This is a genomic window from Peptacetobacter sp. AB800 (assembly GCF_047807365.1).
In the GTDB taxonomy this organism is placed as follows: domain Bacteria; phylum Bacillota; class Clostridia; order Peptostreptococcales; family Peptostreptococcaceae; genus Peptacetobacter.
The window spans coordinates 1-18,267 of record NZ_JBLOUI010000045.1 but is presented as its reverse complement, the minus strand read 5'-3'; the positions used below and the strand labels follow the sequence as shown (position 1 = coordinate 18,267).

The following is an 18,267-nucleotide window of genomic DNA, read 5'->3' as shown; positions in this document are numbered from 1 at the left end:
TATAGACTCATATCATTTTCTCCTTGGTTTTAATTTTTGTTGGCATGAATATTATACCAAGAAAATGATATGAGTTCTTTTTTTTGTTGCACTTAGATTATAAATTCAAGGAACAAAAAATAAATATAAATTTATGGAGGAATATGTATGTTTTGGTCTAAGAAAAAAGAGAAGAAAACACTTGATATAAAGTTAAAGGACATATTTTCGATTATAAAATCAGATTATGACGATGGAATTGCATTTTGCTTGATAGAATTTATGTTAGATGACGATATGTACACTATGGGATCTGTATTAACTCCGAATAGCGAGGAAAGACAAGAAAATATATATTTTGTCTTTAATAATGCTAGATATGATACTTATGATGAGTTTGCAGAAAATGTTGAAATCAATGGAGTTAAGCTATCTAATTCTGATGAGGTGGTTACAATTGTTAGAGCGGGAATTATTGATGGAGATGCTATGATAAAGACTCCTTGGGGAGATGCTAGATTAGCGAAGATGGCAATTGAAAGATAAAGGAGATGCTTAATTTATGCATGAAAGAGAAAAATTAATTAGCTTGTGGTTTGATATGTGGATTAAGCAGAAAGATTATGGAATTAATAAAATTTTTGCTGAAGATGTTATTTATACTGAAAGCTGGGGGCCTAAATATGAAAATATTGAAACAGTAAAACACTGGTTTGATGAATGGAATACTAGGGGAAAGGTTATTGTTTGGAAAATCAACCAATTTTTCCATAAAGAAAATCAAACTATTGTAGAATGGTATTTTAAAAATGAGATGAACAATGGAGTAATTGAAGAATTTGATGGTATTTCATTAATAGAATGGACAAGAGATAATAAAATTAAATCGTTAAAAGAATTTGGTTGTAATATTAATAATTACAATCCATATCAAAATAGCGATGAGCCTAAGTTTAGAAATGAAAATATAAATTGGTTCTAAGTTTAAATTATTCTAAATAGGTGGTGATATGTATGATTTTGATAAACCAGTTGATAAGTGCAATCCTTTAAGTAGTTATATTGATAGCTATTCCGTTTATATTTTATCTTGTTAAAGAAAAGAGAGTAAAGGGATTTTTTTATTGGATTGGATTTAAGACTACTGAAAATAATGTGTTTAAATACATGGCGATAATATTTATCTCTTTTTTAGTTATAATAATATTGCCATATCTCTATCTTTACAACACAAATAGTTTGACATATACAGGGTTTACAGTTGATGCATATAAACAATATGGTTGGAGTATGCAGACAATATTAGTTATATTAATCTGGGCAGTTGTACAAACATCACTATCTGAGGAAATATTTTTTAGAGGATTTTTAGGTAATAGATTATTTGAAAAACTGGGAAATGGTGGAAATGTTATTCAAGCGATAATTTTTGGTGGTATACATATAGTTTCTGTTGTAGGAAAGGGAATTTTGCCAATGGTGATAATTTTTCTTCTTACAGGTGGAATTGGATACGCACTTGGATGGCTTTCTAGAAATAAAGCAGATGGAAGTATAATCTATGGCTGGATAATTCACGCAGCTGTAAATATAATTTCTCCAATAGTTGTATTTATGTTTTTGATTTGATAATAAATTTGACAAAATATAACAAGTAAATTAATATTATGATTAACAGTACCTGACACGCCTCTTAACAATGCGGACCAAGTCAGGCCTTTTGATTATAATGGATAAGAAAAGGCAAGATAATAGCTATAATTTAGCTAATTACTATCTTGCCTTTTCTATTTACAAATCTAATCTATAATTTCTAAGCTTCCATCCATTAATTTTTCATAAACTTTCTTGCAAAACTGAGTACTAAGCAATTCATTTATATCTTTTCCATATGTAATTAAATCATATAAATCGCATATCTCAAGATGATTATATTTTTTAAGCTCTGTTTTATTTATTGGTTGATGAAATGTGTATTTACCGACTTCATAATACAAGTAGTAGACGGATACATCAATTTTATTCTTGATAACCTTGAACTTCTTCACTTCACCAGTTTTTTTATTCTTTTTTCGACCTTTCTTTATTACAATTGAAGGATCTATTTTATCATATTTATCATCAGTATTATAGATTCTTTTGCGCTCTGAGTTGAATCTTATTTCTTTATGAATCACTATAGGTTCTAGTTTTTCTAAAATATCAGATTTCATTTTATAGTATTTTTCTTCGTTTTCTAGAGCAGTTCCGTAATAGTCATATTTATCATAATACTTATACCTCCTCTTTTGATCCCTCCAGTTTTTAGCTCTCTTATTGATAGAATAGAGAACTTCACCTAAAATTTCTAAAGTTATTTTATTACTATTAACAAGATTAGAATAACTTTTTGGTGTTCTCATATAATCACTCCATTTCTAAATAGTTTTACAACTATATCATTAACAAAAGAGAAAATTATTATACTAATATAGAAAAAATTCAATGATTAGGTGTACAATTAAATAGGTTCTTAAAAAATATTTAAAAAAATAGGGGGAATAGATATGAATAATTTTAATATTTTTGATATAACTGGCAAAAAAATACTTGTCACTGGTGGAAGTAGAGGTCTTGGCTATGGTATGGCAGAAGGATTTCTAAAAGCTGGAGCAGAGGTAGTGATAACTGGAACATCAGAAAAAGTATTCGAATCTGTTGAAAAACTTAAAAACTCTACTGGTGGGATAGTTCATGGTGTTGTGCTTAACCTAGATAACGCAGAAAACATAGCACCTGCTTTTGATGAAGTCATAGAACTTTTAGACAATAGACTAGACGTACTTGTAAACTGTGCAGGAATGCAACATCGCTGCAAGGCTGAGGATTTTCCTGTCGAAATGTGGGACAAAATTATAAATGTAAATCTAAGCTCTTTATTCAAAATTTCTCAGCTTGCAGGAAGAGTGATGCTAGAACAGGGAAGTGGAAAGATAATAAATATAGCTTCATTGACATCATTTATCGGAAGCGAATCTATACCTGCATACACTGCAACAAAAGGTGCTGTTATGCAGCTTACAAAGGCTTTTTCAAATGAATGGTCATCTCGTGGAGTGCAAGTAAATGCAATAGCTCCAGGGTATATGGAAACAGACTTAACTGCAAACATGAAGAGCTATAATCCAAAACAATATGAAGAAGTAACTAGCAGAATTCCTATGCATCGTTGGGGTAAACCTGAGGATCTACAGGGAGCGGCGATTTTCTTAGCAAGTAGTGCATCTGATTATGTAAGTGGAGCGATAATTCCTGTTGATGGAGGATTTCTAGGAAAATAGATAATAAAAAAGCTATCGTAGAAATTTACGATAGCTTTTTCAATTAATATAAACCAACAAAATTTTACTTAAAGATATATTATTTTAACGTTATAGTCTACAGATATATTTTTATTCAAAATTATTTTTTATACATCCAATATACCGTTCTAAAACTTTGTAGAAACTGTCGATATCTTCTTTTGAGCAAGTTTCTAAAAGTTGATTATAAGTTTTTGTTATATCTTTTGTATCATATAGTTTGTGGGCTTGAGATAAATAATTTCCCTTTTCAGTAACATATAGATTATAGACTTTACGATCTTTTTCAGATTGTTCTTTTTTTATATATCCTTTTCCAATCAAACTTTTAACTGTCTGTGACACGGCTCCTTTTGTCTTATTCCAATAATTTGCAACTTCACTAACTGTTGTACCTGGATTTTCCTCAATGAAAGTTGTCGTATGAGCTTCCATCATGGAAATCTCCTCTCCTGTACCATAATCGTGTTTATCTAAAATATAGTTATAGTAAAGAATTGTGAACTGATAGACTAAATCGTGTTTCTTATTTAATTCTTTGTAGAGTTTATTTATATTCTGTTCCATTATACATCCTCCTATTGACTGTATATATATTAGCATAAAATAAATATTTTTTGAATAGTATAGGACCTAAACAAAAAAGTGTTGACATTCATCTGTGGAAGCGCTATCATATAGTCAAATAGTATAGGACCTAAACAACTAAGGAGGAAATAATTATGAAGTACAATTTTGATGCAGTTGTTGATCGTTCAAACACTCACGCTGCAAAATACGATGAAAGAATAAAAAAATTTGGAACAGATAATGTAATCCCGCTATGGATTGCAGATATGGATTTTAAAACAGCTCAACCGATTATAGATGCATTGACAAGTAGAGCACAGGAAGGAATATGGGGATATACTTCAAGAGGTGATTCTTATTTTGAAGCTTATGCAAATTGGCAAACACGTAGACATAATTGGACACCAGATACAAGTTTAATGAGCTTTTGTTTAGGTGTTGTTCCTGCATTAAGTGCAATAGTTAAATCATTTACTCCAGAGGATAGTAAAGTATTAATTCAAACTCCAGTATATCCAGAATTTTATGATGTAACAGAAGCTTGGCATAGACAAGTTATAGAAAATAGAATGATAGAAAAAGATGGTAAATGGGAAGTTGATTGGGATGACTTTGAAGAAAAGGTTAAAGAAGCATCGCTATTTATACTTTGCAGTCCTCACAATCCATTAGGAATTGTATGGACTAAAGAAGAACTTGAAAAAATGCTTAAAATTTGTAGAGAAAATAATGTACTAGTTGTTTCTGATGAAATTCATGCAGACTTAGTTTTCCATAATAAAAAACATATACCAACAGCTCTAATAGATTCAAATGTAATTACTTGTGTTTCTGTAACAAAAACATTTAATCTTGCAGGATTACAGGCATGTACAGTTATTTTCCAGGATAAAAAACATAAAGAACTATTTGATAAATATTGGATGAATATGGATATTCATAGAAATAATGCATTTAGTTTAATTGCAATGGAAACTGCATTAAATGAAGGTGAAGAATGGCTAGAGCAGTTACTTGATTATTTAAGTCAGAATATTGACTATATTCACAATTATTGTAAAGAAAATATTCCTATGATTAAACCAAGTTATCCAGATGCTACATATTTAATTTGGTTAGATTGTAGAGAATTAGGATTATCTCAGAAAGAGTTAAAAGAATTTATGATTAATAAAGCACATCTAGGATTAAATGATGGTTCTGATTTTGCTAGAGAACTTGAAGGATATATGAGATTAAATGTGGCATGTCCAAAATCAGTATTAGAAAAAGCTATGAATCAATTAAAAGAAGCGGTGGAGGATAATTATGAAAAATAAAAACTTTTGGAAACAGTATGGTTCAATTATTTTACTATTAGGTGGAATTATTGTAGGATCATTAATCGGTATGTTTGCACCAGAAGTTGGTAAGATGTTGAAACCTTTAGGTGAAATCTTTTTGAATCTATTATTTACAATTGTAGTACCGTTAGTATTTGTTTCAATTACAACTGCGGTTGGTAGTATGACAAATATGAAACGTCTAGGAAAAATACTTGGAAGTACAATAGGAACTTTTTTAGTAACAGGATTTTTCGCAGCAGTATGTGTTCTAATATGGGTAAATATATTTAGTCCATCAAGTGGAACAGCAATTCAACTAGGAGCAGGTGAAGTTGAGGAAGTTAAATCAATTTCTGAGTTGATAGTTTCTACGTTAACTGTTACTGACTTTTATCAGCTTCTTGATAAATCTCATATGCTTCCATTAATTATATTCGCGATAATATTTGGATTTTGTGTATCAATGTGTGGAGCAGATGAAAGTCCAATGGGTAAATTACTTAAAAACTTAAATGATATAATTATGAAATTTGTCGGAATTATTATGATGATTGCGCCAATAGGACTAGGTGCTTACTTTGCAAACTTAGTAGCAGAGTATGGTCCACAGTTATTAGGAGATTATGGAAGAAGTATGTTAGTTTACTATCCATTATGTATACTTTACGCAGTAATTTTCTTCCCAATATACGCATATTTCTCAGGAGGAGTACCTGCAGTTAAAAAAATGTTCCAGAATATACTTACTCCAGCAATTACAGCTTTTGCAACTCAAAGTTCTGCAGCTACACTTCCAGTAAATAAAGAAGCTTGTGAAAAAATAGGAGTGCCTAGTGATGTTAGTGATATAGTTTTACCAATGGGATGTACAATGCATATGGATGGATCAGTATTGAGTTCAATTACTAAGATAGCTTTCTTATTCGCAACATTTAATATGCCATTCACAGGTATAGGAACTTATGCAATGGCAATTGTAGTTGCAATTTGTTCAGCATTTGTTTTATCTGGAGCACCAGGTGGTGGACTTGTTGGAGAAATGTTAATAGTATCAATGTTTGGTTTTCCGCCAGAAGCATTCCCACTTATTGCTACACTTGGATTCTTATTTGACCCAATGGCAACTTGTTTAAACTCAAGTGGAGATACAATTGCAAGTATGATGGTTACTCGTTTAGTTGAAGGAAAAGAATGGCTGACTAAAAAGATGAACTAGAAAAATCTAATAAACTAGTTAAAGATATTAATATTTTATAATTTTGAAATAGCATGATTGGAGAAAAGGGTATGTTAAAAGTAATAGGATCAAATTTATGTGAGGATACAGTAAACGCACTTGAAACTTTAAAATCTAAAGGAGTTGAATTTGAATATGTAAATATACTAGACTCTTTAGAAAATTTAAAAGAATATCTAAGCTTACGTGATACAAAGCCTTGTTATGAAAGTGTGAAAGAATGTAATGGTATTGGAATACCATGTTTTGTAAAAGAGGATGTTGTAACTTTATCTATAGATGAAATATTATAAGTATAATAAAAAAGCTATCGTAGAAACTTACGATAGCTTTTTATGGTTATTTATTATCATTGTTATCTTTAGTCATAGTAATCACCTCTTTTTTTATACTATTTCTAATTTATTATCTATAAATTTCTCATAAACTTTCTTACAAAACTGAACACTTAAAAGCTCAGTAGCATCTCTTCCAAAAGTTTCAAAATCCTCTAAAACATCTACATCTAAATCCTTAAAATTTTCCAATTCAGATTTTTCTATAGGTTGATGAAATGTATATCCACCAATCTTATAATATAGATAATATAAAGAATCATCTAATTTATACCTAACCAACTTATACATAAATTTTTCTAACATATCAGATTTCATTTTATAATATTTTTTCTCGTTATCTACAGCGTTATCATAGCTATCATATTGATCTAAAAGATAGTTTTTATATTTTCTCTTTTGATTTCGCCAGTTCTTTGCCCTTTTATTTATGGAATAAATAACTTCGCCGAGTATTTCTTCTGTTATTTTATTTTGATTTACTAAATCAGAATATTTTTTAGGTGTTTTCATTTTAAAAATCTCCAATATATATTTATTAATTTAAAAGATATTTATAAATCTAAAAGTATATGAATACATTATACTACAACAATTAAATGAAAAGTAAAAATGTAAATATATTTTAAAATATTCTATAAAATAAGGGGAATAATTGTAAGAATGGTTATAAATTTAGTGATTAATAATTTTTTGAAAGAAATATGTTTAATTATGTTTAATAAGGGTATTTTCAAAAACTGTTGGGAAGGTTAAATTTTAATTAAAATTAAATTCAAAAGCTTAGCAGTTTAAAATTCAATAAATCATTTTAAGGGGGTAGATATTTTGAATTTGAACAAAGGTATAGCTGCAGTTGCAATAGCAGCAATTATATTATCAATGAGTGGTTTTTCTTCTGAAGCTAAATCAATTAGAGATTTAGAAGACAAAAAAGAAAAGGGTATGGAAATAGTAAAAATTCCTTCAAAGCATCATCATTATCACTATAAATATATTGGCGAGAATAGATACGAAACTAGTTCAAAAATTTTAGAAAAGCATGGAAGAAATGATACATTAATTCTTGTAAATGCATCTGAAAATATGTCTGATGGTTTATCGGCAGCAGCACTTTCGGGGAAATTAAAGGCTGATATAGTTCCGATAAATCCAGATAATATTGATAATACTACTGAAAAAACTATAAAAAAAGCTAAAAATATAATTTTAATAGGTGGAGATAGCGCCATACCAAAAAATTTTGAAAAGAGACTTTCAGGAAAAAAAATTACAAGAATTGGTGGAAAAGATAGAGTAGAAACTTCAAAAGAAATTGCTAAGTATATTGGAAATTATAAGAAAGCGTACATAGTAAATGGATATACTGGGCAAGCTGATGCAATGAGTATTGCTCCTGTTTCAGCTAGAGATGTAAGTCCTATAATTTTAACTAATCCCAACAGTGAAAGTATTGATAGTGTAAAAAATGTAGATTACAGTATAATAGGTGGCAAAGATGCTGTTTCAAATAGTATCCAACAGAGCACAAATTCAAATCGTATAGGTGGTAAAAACAGATACGAAACAAATAGAATGGTTTTAGATAAGTTTTACAAAGACAGAAAGTCTATATCATTCTGTAATGGGGAAACACTTGTAGATGCGCTTTCAGGTGCGTATTTTGCAAAAGATGAAGGAATTGTTCTTGTGAATAAAACAGAAAATCTGGATCTTTTAGAGAATATAAATACAAGTCAGCTTGGTGGACTTCCTATGGATATAAGATTTATTGTATCAAATTCGCCTAAGATAATAATAAACAATAAGGATGTATCTGAAAATGAACATAAGGTTCCTGAAAAGAAAAAACCTTCAAAGAAAGATGAAAAAAAGGAAGATAAAAAAGAAAATCAAGACAAAAGTAAGGAAGCAAATTTAAGTGATACTTTATTGACTGGTGAAAATTTCAACTCTGAATTGAGAAAGCTAAAAGGATTCCCAAAAGCTGATAGAATTGTATTTAATAAAGGAATACCAAAGGATATAAGTAAAATAAATCACGTTAAATTAGACGAAAATAACAGTGGTGAAGTTGTTGCATATATAAAAGACAACACAGTATATATATCATCAAATAAAACAATATACGCAAATCCAGAAAGTGATTACTTTATGAACGATTTTGAAAATATAAAAGAAGTAGATATAAGCAATTTAGACACTTCAAAAGTTGTGAATATGCAATATGCATTTAATGGATGTAGTAGTCTAGAAAAGATAAATACAGATAAATTAGATACATCAAATGTAACAAATATGAGTAGTATATTTGCAAACTGTGTTAATTTAGAAGGTGTTGATTTGAGCAAGCTTAATACAGAAAATGTAATAGATATGGGGAATATGTTTGGAGATTGCAATGGATTGACTAAAATAAATTTAAATGACTTAAACACTAAAAAAGTAAAAAATATGATGTCTATGTTTACAAACTGTAAAAATTTAAAAGAGATAGATTTAATTGATTTGGATACAGATAGTGTAATAAATACAAGTTATATGTTCTCAGGCTGCCTAAATCTAAGTAAATTAGATTTAAGTAATTTTAAGACATCAAATGTAACTGATATGTCTTGTATGTTTGCATCATGTGAAAGTTTAAGGGATGTAAATCTAGAAAATTTAGAAACAAAAAATGTTAAAAATATGAAATTAATGTTTTATGCATGTAGAAGCTTAAATGCTACTTTAAATATAGAAGGTCCTGTGGAAGATTATGGTAATATGCTTTCTCACTGTGCAATAGATGATGGATCTAAGTTAGTTTTAAATTATACAAAGAATTCAAAAGAAACAGTAGAAAAAATGCTTGAAACAAAATCAGATTCAGCTAATGTTTTCTTAGGAAATTTAATAAAAGATTCAGAAAATCAACAAACTGAAAAAACTCCAGAGAATAATAAAGTAGTAGAATAAAGTTAAAATAAAGTAAACCCCTTAAGAATTTTATCCTAAGGGGTTTATTATTTTGCCCAGTTAGTGCGAATAGGCATTATATAGCATATTTTGGGGGATATATGATATATATTATTTTGTATATTTTAAGTTATTTGTGGCAACCACAACTACAGCAAGAGCCATTTGAATCTGAGTCTGCTGCACCTTTGCAAGAGGAGCAAGTTTTTGCAGATGGACAACCTATACATTTTGCACCGCTCTTTTTAGCTTTAACTATATAAAATGTTGCACCTCCTATAATAGCTAGAAGTATTAAGATTACTACTATGTTAGCCATAAATACCTCCTCCTTTCAAAATTTAAACTAAATTCTAGATAATTTAAAGTTAATATATCTTATAAATTAAGCTATTGATTTATTTCCTAAAGAGTATTCTTCATCGAATCTCTTATTTTCTTTTACAATAAGTCTTATTATAAATGCTGCTATTGCAAGTACTACAACAAGCCCTGGTAAGAATCCCTGTCCAACTGAACCAGTAGTTATAAGTGTTCCTATCTGGTAAACAAGGAATGCAACTGTATAACCTGCAGCGAACTGAAGTCCAACTCCACCAAGTAGCCATTTTTTATCTTTTATTTCTGAGTTCATTGCACCTATTGCAGCAAAGCAAGGTGGTGTATAAAGGTTGAACATTAGATATGCTAGAGCTGCAACTGAAGTAAGTCCCATAGTTGTTGCAACTGTATTAGCTCCACCTGTTAAAACAAGATCGTCTACATTTATGAAGTTAGTTAATCCGTAAACTACAGCTATTGTACCTACGACATTTTCTTTAGCTATAAATCCTGTTATAGCTGCAGCTGCTAACTGCCAAGCTCCAAATCCTAAAGGTATTAATAATACTGCAAATGGAGAAGCTATTGAAGCTAGTATTGAAGTATGTTCCATACCTTCTGGAACTAACTGTAACTGCCAGTTGAATGACTGCATTATCTGAACTGCGGCATTACAAACAAGTATTATTGTACCAGCTTTTATTATGTAAGCTTTTGCTCTTGAGAACATAGATATTACAGCTCTTTTTAAGCTAGGTATTTTATATTCTGGTAATTCCATTATAAAGAATGATTTTCTATATTTATGACCAGTTATTTTTAATATAAGTAGAGAACTAAGTACTATTAAAAGTATTCCTACAAAGTACATTAATGTACCAACCCAAGAAGCATCACTGAAGAATGCACCTGCAAATAAAGCTATTACTGGAAGTTTAGCACCACATGGCATAAATGGTGTAAGCATCGCAGTAGTTCTTCTTTCTCTTTCATTTTTTATTGTACGACAAGCCATAACACCAGGTATTGCACAACCAGTACCTATAACCATTGGTATTATAGATTTTCCTGAAAGTCCAACTCTTTTAAATATTGGATCCATAACAACGCTGACACGAGCCATATATCCACAATCTTCAAGAAGTGCTATTAAGAAATACATAACCATTACTAGTGGTAAGAATCCCACAACGGCTCCAACACCACCTATGATACCGTCTACAAGAAGTGACTGTAGGAATGGAGATGCATTTGATACCATTTCAGCTACATATCCCTGGAATGTTTCTATCCAACCAACAAGTATATCTGCTAGGAAAGGTCCAAGTTTTGACTGAGATATATCAAATACTAGCCACATAACAACGGCAAATATTGGTATACCAAGCCATTTATTAGCTAAAACTGCGTCTATTTTATCCTGAGTATTTCTAGTTTTTGTTAATACTTTACGAGTTTCAACCTGACTAACTATTTTATTTACAAATTCAAATCTTTTTCTATCAGCTTTTTCAACTTCATTTTTATCATGAAGGTTTATTTCTCCCTGATGATAAGGAGCAACCTGTTTTTTTCCTTTTGCTTCGATAGCTTTTGCAGCCACTTCTGCTATTCCTCTTTCATTAGTTGAAACAGTAGCGACTACTGGGCAACCAAGGGCTTCAGATAATTTTGCTACGTCTATTTTAGTTTCTTTTTTATCTGTTATATCACTTTTGTTTAAAGCTACTACAACTGGTATTCCAAGTTCAAGAAGCTGAGTAGTGAAGAATAAACTACGACTAAGATTAGTTGCATCAACTATATTTATGATTGCGTCTGGGTTTTCATGTTTTACATATCCACTTGTGATACTTTCTTCTGATGTGAATGGAGACATTGAATATGCTCCTGGTAAGTCAACTGCGACAACCTCTTCAATTGCTGTAGCACAGTAGTTCTTTTTAAGAGAGCTTTCTCTTTTATCTACCGTAACCCCAGCCCAGTTTCCAACGTGCTCGTTGCTTCCTGTTAATAAATTGTACATAGTGGTTTTACCACTATTTGGATTTCCTGCTAAAGCTATCCTCATCTTATAATTCCTCCTTCTTTTACTGCGATTAAAATCAATTCCATTAAAAATATATTTTATGATTTCATTACTGCCTAAATAGTTATATTAAAAGTATCTTTGATTAAATCAGAAATAATTTCAATTATATTAAAATTGCCTTTGCCAGATTTGTATCTATATTGTAACGACCATCTTTTACAGAAACTACATAGCTTTTTCCAAACTTAGAAACCACAGTTATACTTTCTCCGCTGTAGCATCCAAGAGAGAATAAAAATGCATTAAGTTCTTCATCATCTGTCTGTATATCTTTTATTGTATATTCTTGCTCTAACTGAGCTTTTGTTAAGTCCATAATAATTTCCTCCTCAGTAAAAATTCTACAATAACAAAATAACAGTAATGAGAATCAATGTCAATAGAAATAAGAAAAAAGAAATCATTTGAAAATGATAAAATTTATCAAATAGTAAAAAAGCTGTTTACATGATAAAAATGTAGGAAAAATAGAAAACTTGACTATTTTTTGCAAAAGATAATATAATAAAAGGATGAATTTTCAACAAGAGGTGATATTTAAGATATGAAAGAACATATAAAGCATGTATTGAAGTTGGCATTTAGTATTCATGGAGATACAGCTTCATACGACGAGATACATGAGAGAATAGTAAGCGGTGGAAAAGTTAGAGGTACTAATCTTTGTATAATGATATTTGCGATATTTATAGCGTCAATCGGTCTTAATATGAACTCGACAGCGGTTATAATAGGAGCAATGCTTATATCTCCACTTATGGGTACAATAATGGCTATAGGATACGGAATTGCGACAGGAGATATAGATGAAACAGAGGATTCTATAATAGGACTTATATTTCAGGTTATTGTCTGCCTTATAACTTCTGCAATATACTTTACAATTAGTCCAATAACAACAGCATCACCAGAGTTATTAGCTAGAACTACACCTACAATATGGGATGTTTTAATAGCTGTTTTTGGTGGATTTGCTGGGATAATAGGATTTACAAGAAAAGAAAAATCAAATGTAATACCAGGTGTTGCAATAGCTACAGCACTTATGCCACCACTTTGTACTGCGGGATATGGGATTGCTATAAAATCGTTTAAATATTTTGCTGGTGCGCTTTATCTATTTATAATAAATACTTATTTTATTTGTTTAGCTACAATAATAGGACTTTTAATTATGAAAGTTCCACAGAAGACAGAAAGAAATGATGAGCGGAAAAAGAAATTTAGAGCAGTCCTTATAAGAAACACTACTATAATAATAATTCCTAGTTTGATTTTTGCCATGAAGATGGTTGAAAAAGAAAAGAAAGATACAACTGAGCCAATAGGAATAAGTGGAATTTCTTTGGATGTTGGAAAATTAAGTGAACAGTTAAGTGTAATATATCCCGAGGTTTCAGATATTAGTGCTGGGTATTTAAAGGAATGGGATTCTAAGGAAGAAAAGCAGCATGAAAATATGAATATAATTGTATATCTTAGCAAGGATATTTCAACAGAGAAAAAGGATAAAATAAAAGAATTTATAGATGTAGAAACAAAATTTGATAAGATTCAATTCATTGTGCGAGGAGAATAAATATAAAAAGAGCTAGTATAACGGTAAAAGTTGTACGTAGCTCTTTTTTGTTTTTAGTATTTAATTTTATACGAAAAGTAAAAGACTAACCGCCATAAGCATCATTCCAGAAATTAATCCGTAGATTGAAAGGTGGTGTTCACCGTATTCTCTAGCTGCTGGAAGTAGTTCATCAAATGATATAAATACCATTATTCCTGCAACTGATGCAAAGATTATTCCAAATACTGTGTCGTTCATAAAAGGCATTAGGATTAACCAACCAACTAAAGCACCTATAGGCTCAGCAAGTCCTGATATAAAAGAATATAGGAATGCTTTTTTCTTTGAGCCTGTTGCGTGGTAGATTGGAATAGAAACAGAAATACCTTCTGGAATATTATGTATAGCTATTGCAAAAACTATTGGTAGAGCTAAAGCAGGATCTTCTAGCGCTGATACAAATGTCGCTAATCCCTCAGGAAAGTTGTGTAGAGCAATAGCTAATGCTGTAAATAAACCAGTACGTAAAAGTTTTGAATTATTATTCGATTTATTCTCTAAATCCTCAACTAATTTTAATTCGTGTGGATTTTCTTCAGAGGGAATTAATTTATCTATTATAGCTATTACAAACATTCCAGCAAAGAATGCAATAACAGTTATAATAGACCCCATTCTTTCACCTAATACAGAGGCAATAGATTCTTGAGCCTCGGGAAAAATTTCTATCATAGATACATAAACCATTACACCTGCTGAAAAACCTAAACTTACAGAAAGAAATTTTTTATTTGTGCTTTTTGTAAGAAAAGCTATCATACTTCCTATAGAAGTGCTGAGTCCAGCAATTAGTGTAAATCCAAAAGCAATCAATACATTGTTCATAATTAACCTCCTAGAATACAAATATTATTTGATAAGTGATAGTGAATATTAATTATAAAATAATATGAGCAACTTTTTTTGTCAAGATATGAAGATAAAATGAAAAGTTTTTACCGATTAATCAAAAAATTATATAGTTAAAAATGAATAATAAATCGTCAATTGCTTATAGAAGATTGGAGTAGGATATTCTTTTTTTGATTGAACTAAAAAACTTTTTTGAATGAAAAAAATAAAATTTAATAAAAAAACAATGAAACAACTGAAAACACTTGTATGAAGTTGTAGGTTGCTAGATGTGTATGATTTGAGGATAATTTATAAATAAAAATTAGAAAAAATTTATAAATTTGCAGATAATTATAGAAATCGGAAAATTTTATGACGATTAATATATTTTTTGTATTGATAATAGATAAACAATAATAAACTTCTATCTTAGAAATGTTAAATTATATAGACAAGTATATTGGATAAATGATAGCATTTAAATTATCAGGGAGAAAACATAATATTACAAAAGTTTTTATAAAAGGCATTTTAATTTAGATAATAATGAATACGGAAAATCGGACAGAATGAAAACGATATTTTATGTTAACTTCTTGACATCATAAATTTAGGGATTTGTGAGTGGAAAAATAGGGTGATTTTATAATATTTATATGGAATAGTTGGGACTTGAATGTGGGAGATTTGAGTCCCAATTAAGCGGATGGCATAAAATCACGAAGAAATATTCTTTTGTCGATAATCACTGAGGTGATTGGAAATATATAATATTAATGGAGGATTTTTATGTCAACAGAAAAACAGAAACATCCAAAGGGGCTGTGGCTTGCTAATATAGCAACAGGTGTACAGTGCCACTGTGGATACGCGTTTTCATCTATTTTCATACTTTTCATGACTGCAGATGTTGCGCAGAACGGTCTAGGTCTTAGTGTAGCTAAGGCATCATCAATAATAGGTCTTTATACAGCAATAAACTACATGGGATCAATATTTGGAGGATGGATAACAGATAACTTCTTAGGAATCCAGAAATCATTAATTCTAGGAACATTCTTAAATGGTCTTGCATTCTTCGTTATGTTTTTTGCCCCACCAACAGTAGCTGGTATATGGGCAGGACTTATAGTTCTTATAGTAGCTGGTATGTTCTTTAAAGGACAGATAGGTGCACTTGTTGGTTCTCTTTATGGACCTACTGAGTTCACTAGAAAAGATGCGGCTTTCGCATTATACTACATGGCTATAAATATAGGTGCTTTCTTCGGACCAATAATATCTGGTCTTATAGCAGATCAGTGGTTTGCAGAAATAGCAGCTACAGGTGAAATAGTGTCATTTGGATATAAATATGTATTCTTAATGAACGGTATATTAATGGTAGCTGTATCTATATTCATATACATGACTGCTCCTAAATTATTAGGAGATATAGGTAAATACCCAGTTAATGGTAAAAGAGGAGCTCAGGCAGCAAAAGAATCTGGTCAAAAAGAAGTTGCTGAACATCAGCCTTTAACTCAGACTGAAAAGAAAAGAATATTATCTATGGTAATATTATTCGTATTCGTTGTATTATTCTGGTCAGCTTGGTTCCAGACTCAGACTTCATTCTCTATACTAATGAATGACTTAGTTCAGAGAGATTTCGGAAGCTTCACAATACCAGTTCCTTGGCTAGTTGCTTACAACTCTATTCTTTGTGTTATATTTGCTCCTTTAATGGCTAAATTCTGGTTAAAATTAGGTCAGAGTAAAAGAGGAGACTTATCTATACCAACAAAAATGGCTTTAGGTATGTTATTTACAGCTGCAGCATTCGTAATACTTATAATAGGTATAAATAGTATTGGTGGTGTAGTAGATGGATCTAGAAAAATGAGCTTAATGTTCGTATTAGTTGCTTACTTAGCATTAACAATAGGAGAACTTTGTATATCTCCAATAGGATTAGCGATGTTCAACAAACTAGCTCCAGTAAGATATGGTTCATTAGCAATGGGTGCTTGGTATTTAAGTAACTGTTTTGCAAACTTAATATCTGGTAAATTAGGTGGACTTACTTCAACTATGGGATATGTTCAGATATTTGGTTCTATATCAGCAGTTCTTATAGTATTTGCATTAATGCTATTAGTAATGAGAAAAGGTATAGTTAAATTAATGGCTCTTGATGAATTTGAAGAAGCTTAAGATTTAAATATTTTAAATATAAAATAACAGAAAAGAAAACATATATAATAAAATATACTACACTTAGCGAGTATATATAATTTAAGCAAGATAAAAGGTGTAGCATTATTGTTACACCTTTATTTATAATATATCTTGAAAATAAATAATATAGAGGAAAGAAGGAGATTTAAAAATGGCAAAAAATCTTTGGACAAAATACAATGCTTGCCAGCTAGAAGAATTAGAAGCAGTAAACGAAAAGTACAAAAAATGCTTAGATGAAGGTAAAACAGAAAGAGAATGTGTTACTTTATCAGTAAGAATGGCAGAAGAAGCAGGATACAGAAACATCAAAGATGTAATAGCTGAAGGTAAAGAATTAAAAGCAGGAGATAAAATTTATGCAGAATGCATGAAAAAATCACTAGCATTATTCCAGATAGGTAAAGAACCTATATCTCATGGTATGAATATACTAGGAGCACATATAGATTCTCCACGTATAGATGTAAAACGGAATCCTTTATATGAAACTGATGGATTAGGATACCTAGATACTCACTACTATGGTGGTATAAAAAAATATCAGTGGGTAACAACTCCATTATCACTTCATGGTGTAGTAGCAAAAAAAGACGGATCAGTAGTTAACGTTAATATAGGTGAAGACCCAACAGATCCAGTATTCGTAATAACTGATTTATTAGTTCACTTAGGTGCAGCTCAGTTAGAAAAGAAAGCATCTGTAGTTATAGAAGGAGAAAACTTAGACCTTCTAATAGCTAGTAGACCATTAGCTGAAACTGAATTAAAAGAAGATGAAAAAGATGCAGTAAAAGCTAACGTATTAAAAATATTATGCGAAAAATACGGAATGGAAGAAGAAGATTTCCAGTCTGCAGAATTAGAAATAGTTCCAGCAGGAAAAGCTAGAGATTGCGGACTAGATAGAAGTATGATACTTGCATACGGACACGATGATAGAATATGCTCATTCCCATCATTATTCGCTATGTTAGAAGTTGAAAATCCAGAAAGAACTTCTTGCTGCCTACTTGTAGATAAAGAAGAAATAGGAAGTATGGGTGCTACAGGAATGCAGTCAAGATACTTCGAAAATATGGTAGCAGAACTTGTTGCATTAACTGAAGGAGATTCAAATGTAAAAGTAAGAAGAGCTCTTCAGAACTCAAAAATGTTATCATCTGACGTAAGTGCTTGCTATGATCCACTATTTGCTTCTGTATTTGAAAAAAGAAGCTCAGCATTCTTTGGAAATGGTATAACATTCAACAAACACACAGGTGCTAGAGGTAAAAATGGATCAAATGATGCAAATGCTGAATATGTAGCAGAATTAAGAAGAATAATGGACGAAGCAGATGTAGAATACCAGATGGTTGAAATGGGTAAAGTAGACGCTGGTGGCGGTGGAACAATCGCATACATAATGGCTAACTACGGAATGCAGGTAAT

General features: G+C 30.5%; 18 protein-coding genes. 11 read left to right on the top strand and 7 right to left on the bottom strand.

The annotated features are described in order from the left end of the window. Window positions 1–147 precede the first annotated feature (147 nt). The 3 genes from ACK2WN_RS10515 (at window position 148) to ACK2WN_RS10505 (ending at window position 1,608) form a co-directional block, all read left to right on the top strand. Window positions 148–525: a hypothetical protein gene (locus ACK2WN_RS10515; protein ID WP_416155535.1), complete on the top strand. Its 378-nt coding sequence runs from the start codon at window positions 148–150 to the stop codon at window positions 523–525. Window positions 526–541: 16 nt separating this feature from the next. Next, window positions 542–961, top strand: a complete 420-nt coding sequence (locus ACK2WN_RS10510) for a nuclear transport factor 2 family protein (protein WP_416155534.1) — start codon at window positions 542–544, stop codon at window positions 959–961. Window positions 962–1,269: 308 nt separating this feature from the next. Beyond that, entirely contained in the window at window positions 1,270–1,608 is a 339-nt protein-coding gene (locus ACK2WN_RS10505; RefSeq protein WP_416155533.1) for a type II CAAX prenyl endopeptidase Rce1 family protein, read from the top strand. A gap of 170 nt (window positions 1,609–1,778) precedes the next feature. On the opposite strand, the gene ACK2WN_RS10500 is transcribed toward ACK2WN_RS10505, so the two are convergent. Next, window positions 1,779–2,381 (bottom strand): hypothetical protein, encoded by a 603-nt coding sequence (locus tag ACK2WN_RS10500; protein WP_416155532.1) that lies wholly within the window; start codon window positions 2,379–2,381, stop codon window positions 1,779–1,781. Between the two features lie 144 nt (window positions 2,382–2,525). Here ACK2WN_RS10500 and ACK2WN_RS10495 point away from each other — a divergent pair, with 144 nt between their 5' ends. Further along, window positions 2,526–3,299, top strand: coding sequence for an SDR family oxidoreductase (locus tag ACK2WN_RS10495; RefSeq protein ID WP_416155531.1), 774 nt, complete (start codon window positions 2,526–2,528; stop codon window positions 3,297–3,299). A 111-nt stretch (window positions 3,300–3,410) separates the two neighbouring features. On the opposite strand, the gene ACK2WN_RS10490 is transcribed toward ACK2WN_RS10495, so the two are convergent. After that, the gene (locus tag ACK2WN_RS10490; RefSeq protein WP_416155530.1) at window positions 3,411–3,887 is read right to left on the bottom strand and encodes a MarR family winged helix-turn-helix transcriptional regulator; all 477 of its coding nucleotides are present in this window, start codon (window positions 3,885–3,887) and stop codon (window positions 3,411–3,413) included. Window positions 3,888–4,042: 155 nt separating this feature from the next. Between ACK2WN_RS10490 and ACK2WN_RS10485 the strand changes: the two genes are divergently transcribed. The 3 genes from ACK2WN_RS10485 (at window position 4,043) to ACK2WN_RS10475 (ending at window position 6,745) form a co-directional block, all read left to right on the top strand. Further along, on the top strand, window positions 4,043–5,209 hold the full coding sequence (locus ACK2WN_RS10485; protein ID WP_300531173.1) for a MalY/PatB family protein: 1,167 nt from the start codon (window positions 4,043–4,045) through the stop codon (window positions 5,207–5,209). Next, window positions 5,199–6,431: a dicarboxylate/amino acid:cation symporter gene (locus tag ACK2WN_RS10480; protein WP_416155529.1), complete on the top strand. Its 1,233-nt coding sequence runs from the start codon at window positions 5,199–5,201 to the stop codon at window positions 6,429–6,431. Before ACK2WN_RS10485 ends, ACK2WN_RS10480 begins: the two co-directional genes overlap by 11 nt. Window positions 6,432–6,502: 71 nt before the next feature. Then, entirely contained in the window at window positions 6,503–6,745 is a 243-nt protein-coding gene (locus ACK2WN_RS10475; protein ID WP_300531171.1) for a glutaredoxin domain-containing protein, read from the top strand. Between the two features lie 93 nt (window positions 6,746–6,838). On the opposite strand, the gene ACK2WN_RS10470 is transcribed toward ACK2WN_RS10475, so the two are convergent. Then, window positions 6,839–7,300 carry a hypothetical protein gene (locus tag ACK2WN_RS10470; protein ID WP_300531168.1) on the bottom strand — a complete coding sequence of 154 codons (462 nt, stop codon included), beginning with the start codon at window positions 7,298–7,300 and terminating at the stop codon, window positions 6,839–6,841. Between the two features lie 315 nt (window positions 7,301–7,615). On the opposite strand from ACK2WN_RS10470, the gene ACK2WN_RS10465 reads away from it, so the two are divergent. Further along, on the top strand, window positions 7,616–9,745 hold the full coding sequence (locus ACK2WN_RS10465; RefSeq protein WP_416155528.1) for a cell wall-binding repeat-containing protein: 2,130 nt from the start codon (window positions 7,616–7,618) through the stop codon (window positions 9,743–9,745). A 130-nt stretch (window positions 9,746–9,875) separates the two neighbouring features. Here ACK2WN_RS10465 and ACK2WN_RS10460 read toward each other — a convergent pair whose 3' ends face one another. The 3 genes from ACK2WN_RS10460 to ACK2WN_RS10450 all read right to left on the bottom strand — a co-directional run bounded on the left by ACK2WN_RS10460 (window position 9,876) and on the right by ACK2WN_RS10450 (window position 12,474). Further along, on the bottom strand, window positions 9,876–10,064 hold the full coding sequence (locus tag ACK2WN_RS10460; protein WP_329999541.1) for a FeoB-associated Cys-rich membrane protein: 189 nt from the start codon (window positions 10,062–10,064) through the stop codon (window positions 9,876–9,878). A 66-nt stretch (window positions 10,065–10,130) separates the two neighbouring features. Continuing rightward, window positions 10,131–12,137, bottom strand: a complete 2,007-nt coding sequence (gene feoB / locus ACK2WN_RS10455; protein ID WP_416155527.1) for a ferrous iron transporter B — start codon at window positions 12,135–12,137, stop codon at window positions 10,131–10,133. A 124-nt stretch (window positions 12,138–12,261) separates the two neighbouring features. Next, window positions 12,262–12,474, bottom strand: coding sequence for a FeoA family protein (locus ACK2WN_RS10450; protein ID WP_300530890.1), 213 nt, complete (start codon window positions 12,472–12,474; stop codon window positions 12,262–12,264). Window positions 12,475–12,702: 228 nt separating this feature from the next. Here ACK2WN_RS10450 and ACK2WN_RS10445 point away from each other — a divergent pair, with 228 nt between their 5' ends. Further along, entirely contained in the window at window positions 12,703–13,737 is a 1,035-nt protein-coding gene (locus tag ACK2WN_RS10445) for a TIGR00341 family protein (protein ID WP_416155526.1), read from the top strand. A 66-nt stretch (window positions 13,738–13,803) separates the two neighbouring features. Here the strand turns inward: ACK2WN_RS10445 and zupT are convergent, their stop codons facing one another. Beyond that, a complete protein-coding gene (gene zupT, locus ACK2WN_RS10440; RefSeq protein ID WP_300530897.1) occupies window positions 13,804–14,604 on the bottom strand; it encodes a zinc transporter ZupT in 801 nt (266 codons plus the stop codon). 798 nt (window positions 14,605–15,402) lie between these two features. On the opposite strand from zupT, the gene ACK2WN_RS10435 reads away from it, so the two are divergent. Together ACK2WN_RS10435 and ACK2WN_RS10430 are read left to right on the top strand one after the other, a co-directional pair. Beyond that, window positions 15,403–16,809: a peptide MFS transporter gene (locus tag ACK2WN_RS10435; RefSeq protein WP_300530900.1), complete on the top strand. Its 1,407-nt coding sequence runs from the start codon at window positions 15,403–15,405 to the stop codon at window positions 16,807–16,809. A 175-nt stretch (window positions 16,810–16,984) separates the two neighbouring features. Continuing rightward, window positions 16,985–18,267 (top strand): aminopeptidase (locus ACK2WN_RS10430; protein WP_416155525.1); only part of this gene is annotated, 1,283 nt, incomplete at its 3' end.

Excerpts from the sequence above, each read along its gene's own strand:
- ACK2WN_RS10460 (WP_329999541.1), bottom strand. The coding sequence starts at position 10,064 with ATGGCTAACATAGTAGTAATCTTAATACTTCTAGCTATTATAGGAGGT.
- ACK2WN_RS10485 (WP_300531173.1), top strand. The coding sequence starts at position 4,043 with ATGAAGTACAATTTTGATGCAGTTGTTGATCGTTCAAACACTCACGCT.
- ACK2WN_RS10495 (WP_416155531.1), top strand. The coding sequence starts at position 2,526 with ATGAATAATTTTAATATTTTTGATATAACTGGCAAAAAAATACTTGTC.
- ACK2WN_RS10505 (WP_416155533.1), top strand. The coding sequence starts at position 1,270 with ATGCAGACAATATTAGTTATATTAATCTGGGCAGTTGTACAAACATCA.
- ACK2WN_RS10480 (WP_416155529.1), top strand. The coding sequence starts at position 5,199 with ATGAAAAATAAAAACTTTTGGAAACAGTATGGTTCAATTATTTTACTA.
- ACK2WN_RS10445 (WP_416155526.1), top strand. The coding sequence starts at position 12,703 with ATGAAAGAACATATAAAGCATGTATTGAAGTTGGCATTTAGTATTCAT.
- zupT (WP_300530897.1), bottom strand. The coding sequence starts at position 14,604 with ATGAACAATGTATTGATTGCTTTTGGATTTACACTAATTGCTGGACTC.
- ACK2WN_RS10490 (WP_416155530.1), bottom strand. The coding sequence starts at position 3,887 with ATGGAACAGAATATAAATAAACTCTACAAAGAATTAAATAAGAAACAC.
- ACK2WN_RS10435 (WP_300530900.1), top strand. The coding sequence starts at position 15,403 with ATGTCAACAGAAAAACAGAAACATCCAAAGGGGCTGTGGCTTGCTAAT.
- ACK2WN_RS10510 (WP_416155534.1), top strand. The coding sequence starts at position 542 with ATGCATGAAAGAGAAAAATTAATTAGCTTGTGGTTTGATATGTGGATT.
- feoB (WP_416155527.1), bottom strand. The coding sequence starts at position 12,137 with ATGAGGATAGCTTTAGCAGGAAATCCAAATAGTGGTAAAACCACTATG.
- ACK2WN_RS10475 (WP_300531171.1), top strand. The coding sequence starts at position 6,503 with ATGTTAAAAGTAATAGGATCAAATTTATGTGAGGATACAGTAAACGCA.
- ACK2WN_RS10450 (WP_300530890.1), bottom strand. The coding sequence starts at position 12,474 with ATGGACTTAACAAAAGCTCAGTTAGAGCAAGAATATACAATAAAAGAT.
- ACK2WN_RS10500 (WP_416155532.1), bottom strand. The coding sequence starts at position 2,381 with ATGAGAACACCAAAAAGTTATTCTAATCTTGTTAATAGTAATAAAATA.
- ACK2WN_RS10515 (WP_416155535.1), top strand. The coding sequence starts at position 148 with ATGTTTTGGTCTAAGAAAAAAGAGAAGAAAACACTTGATATAAAGTTA.
- ACK2WN_RS10470 (WP_300531168.1), bottom strand. The coding sequence starts at position 7,300 with ATGAAAACACCTAAAAAATATTCTGATTTAGTAAATCAAAATAAAATA.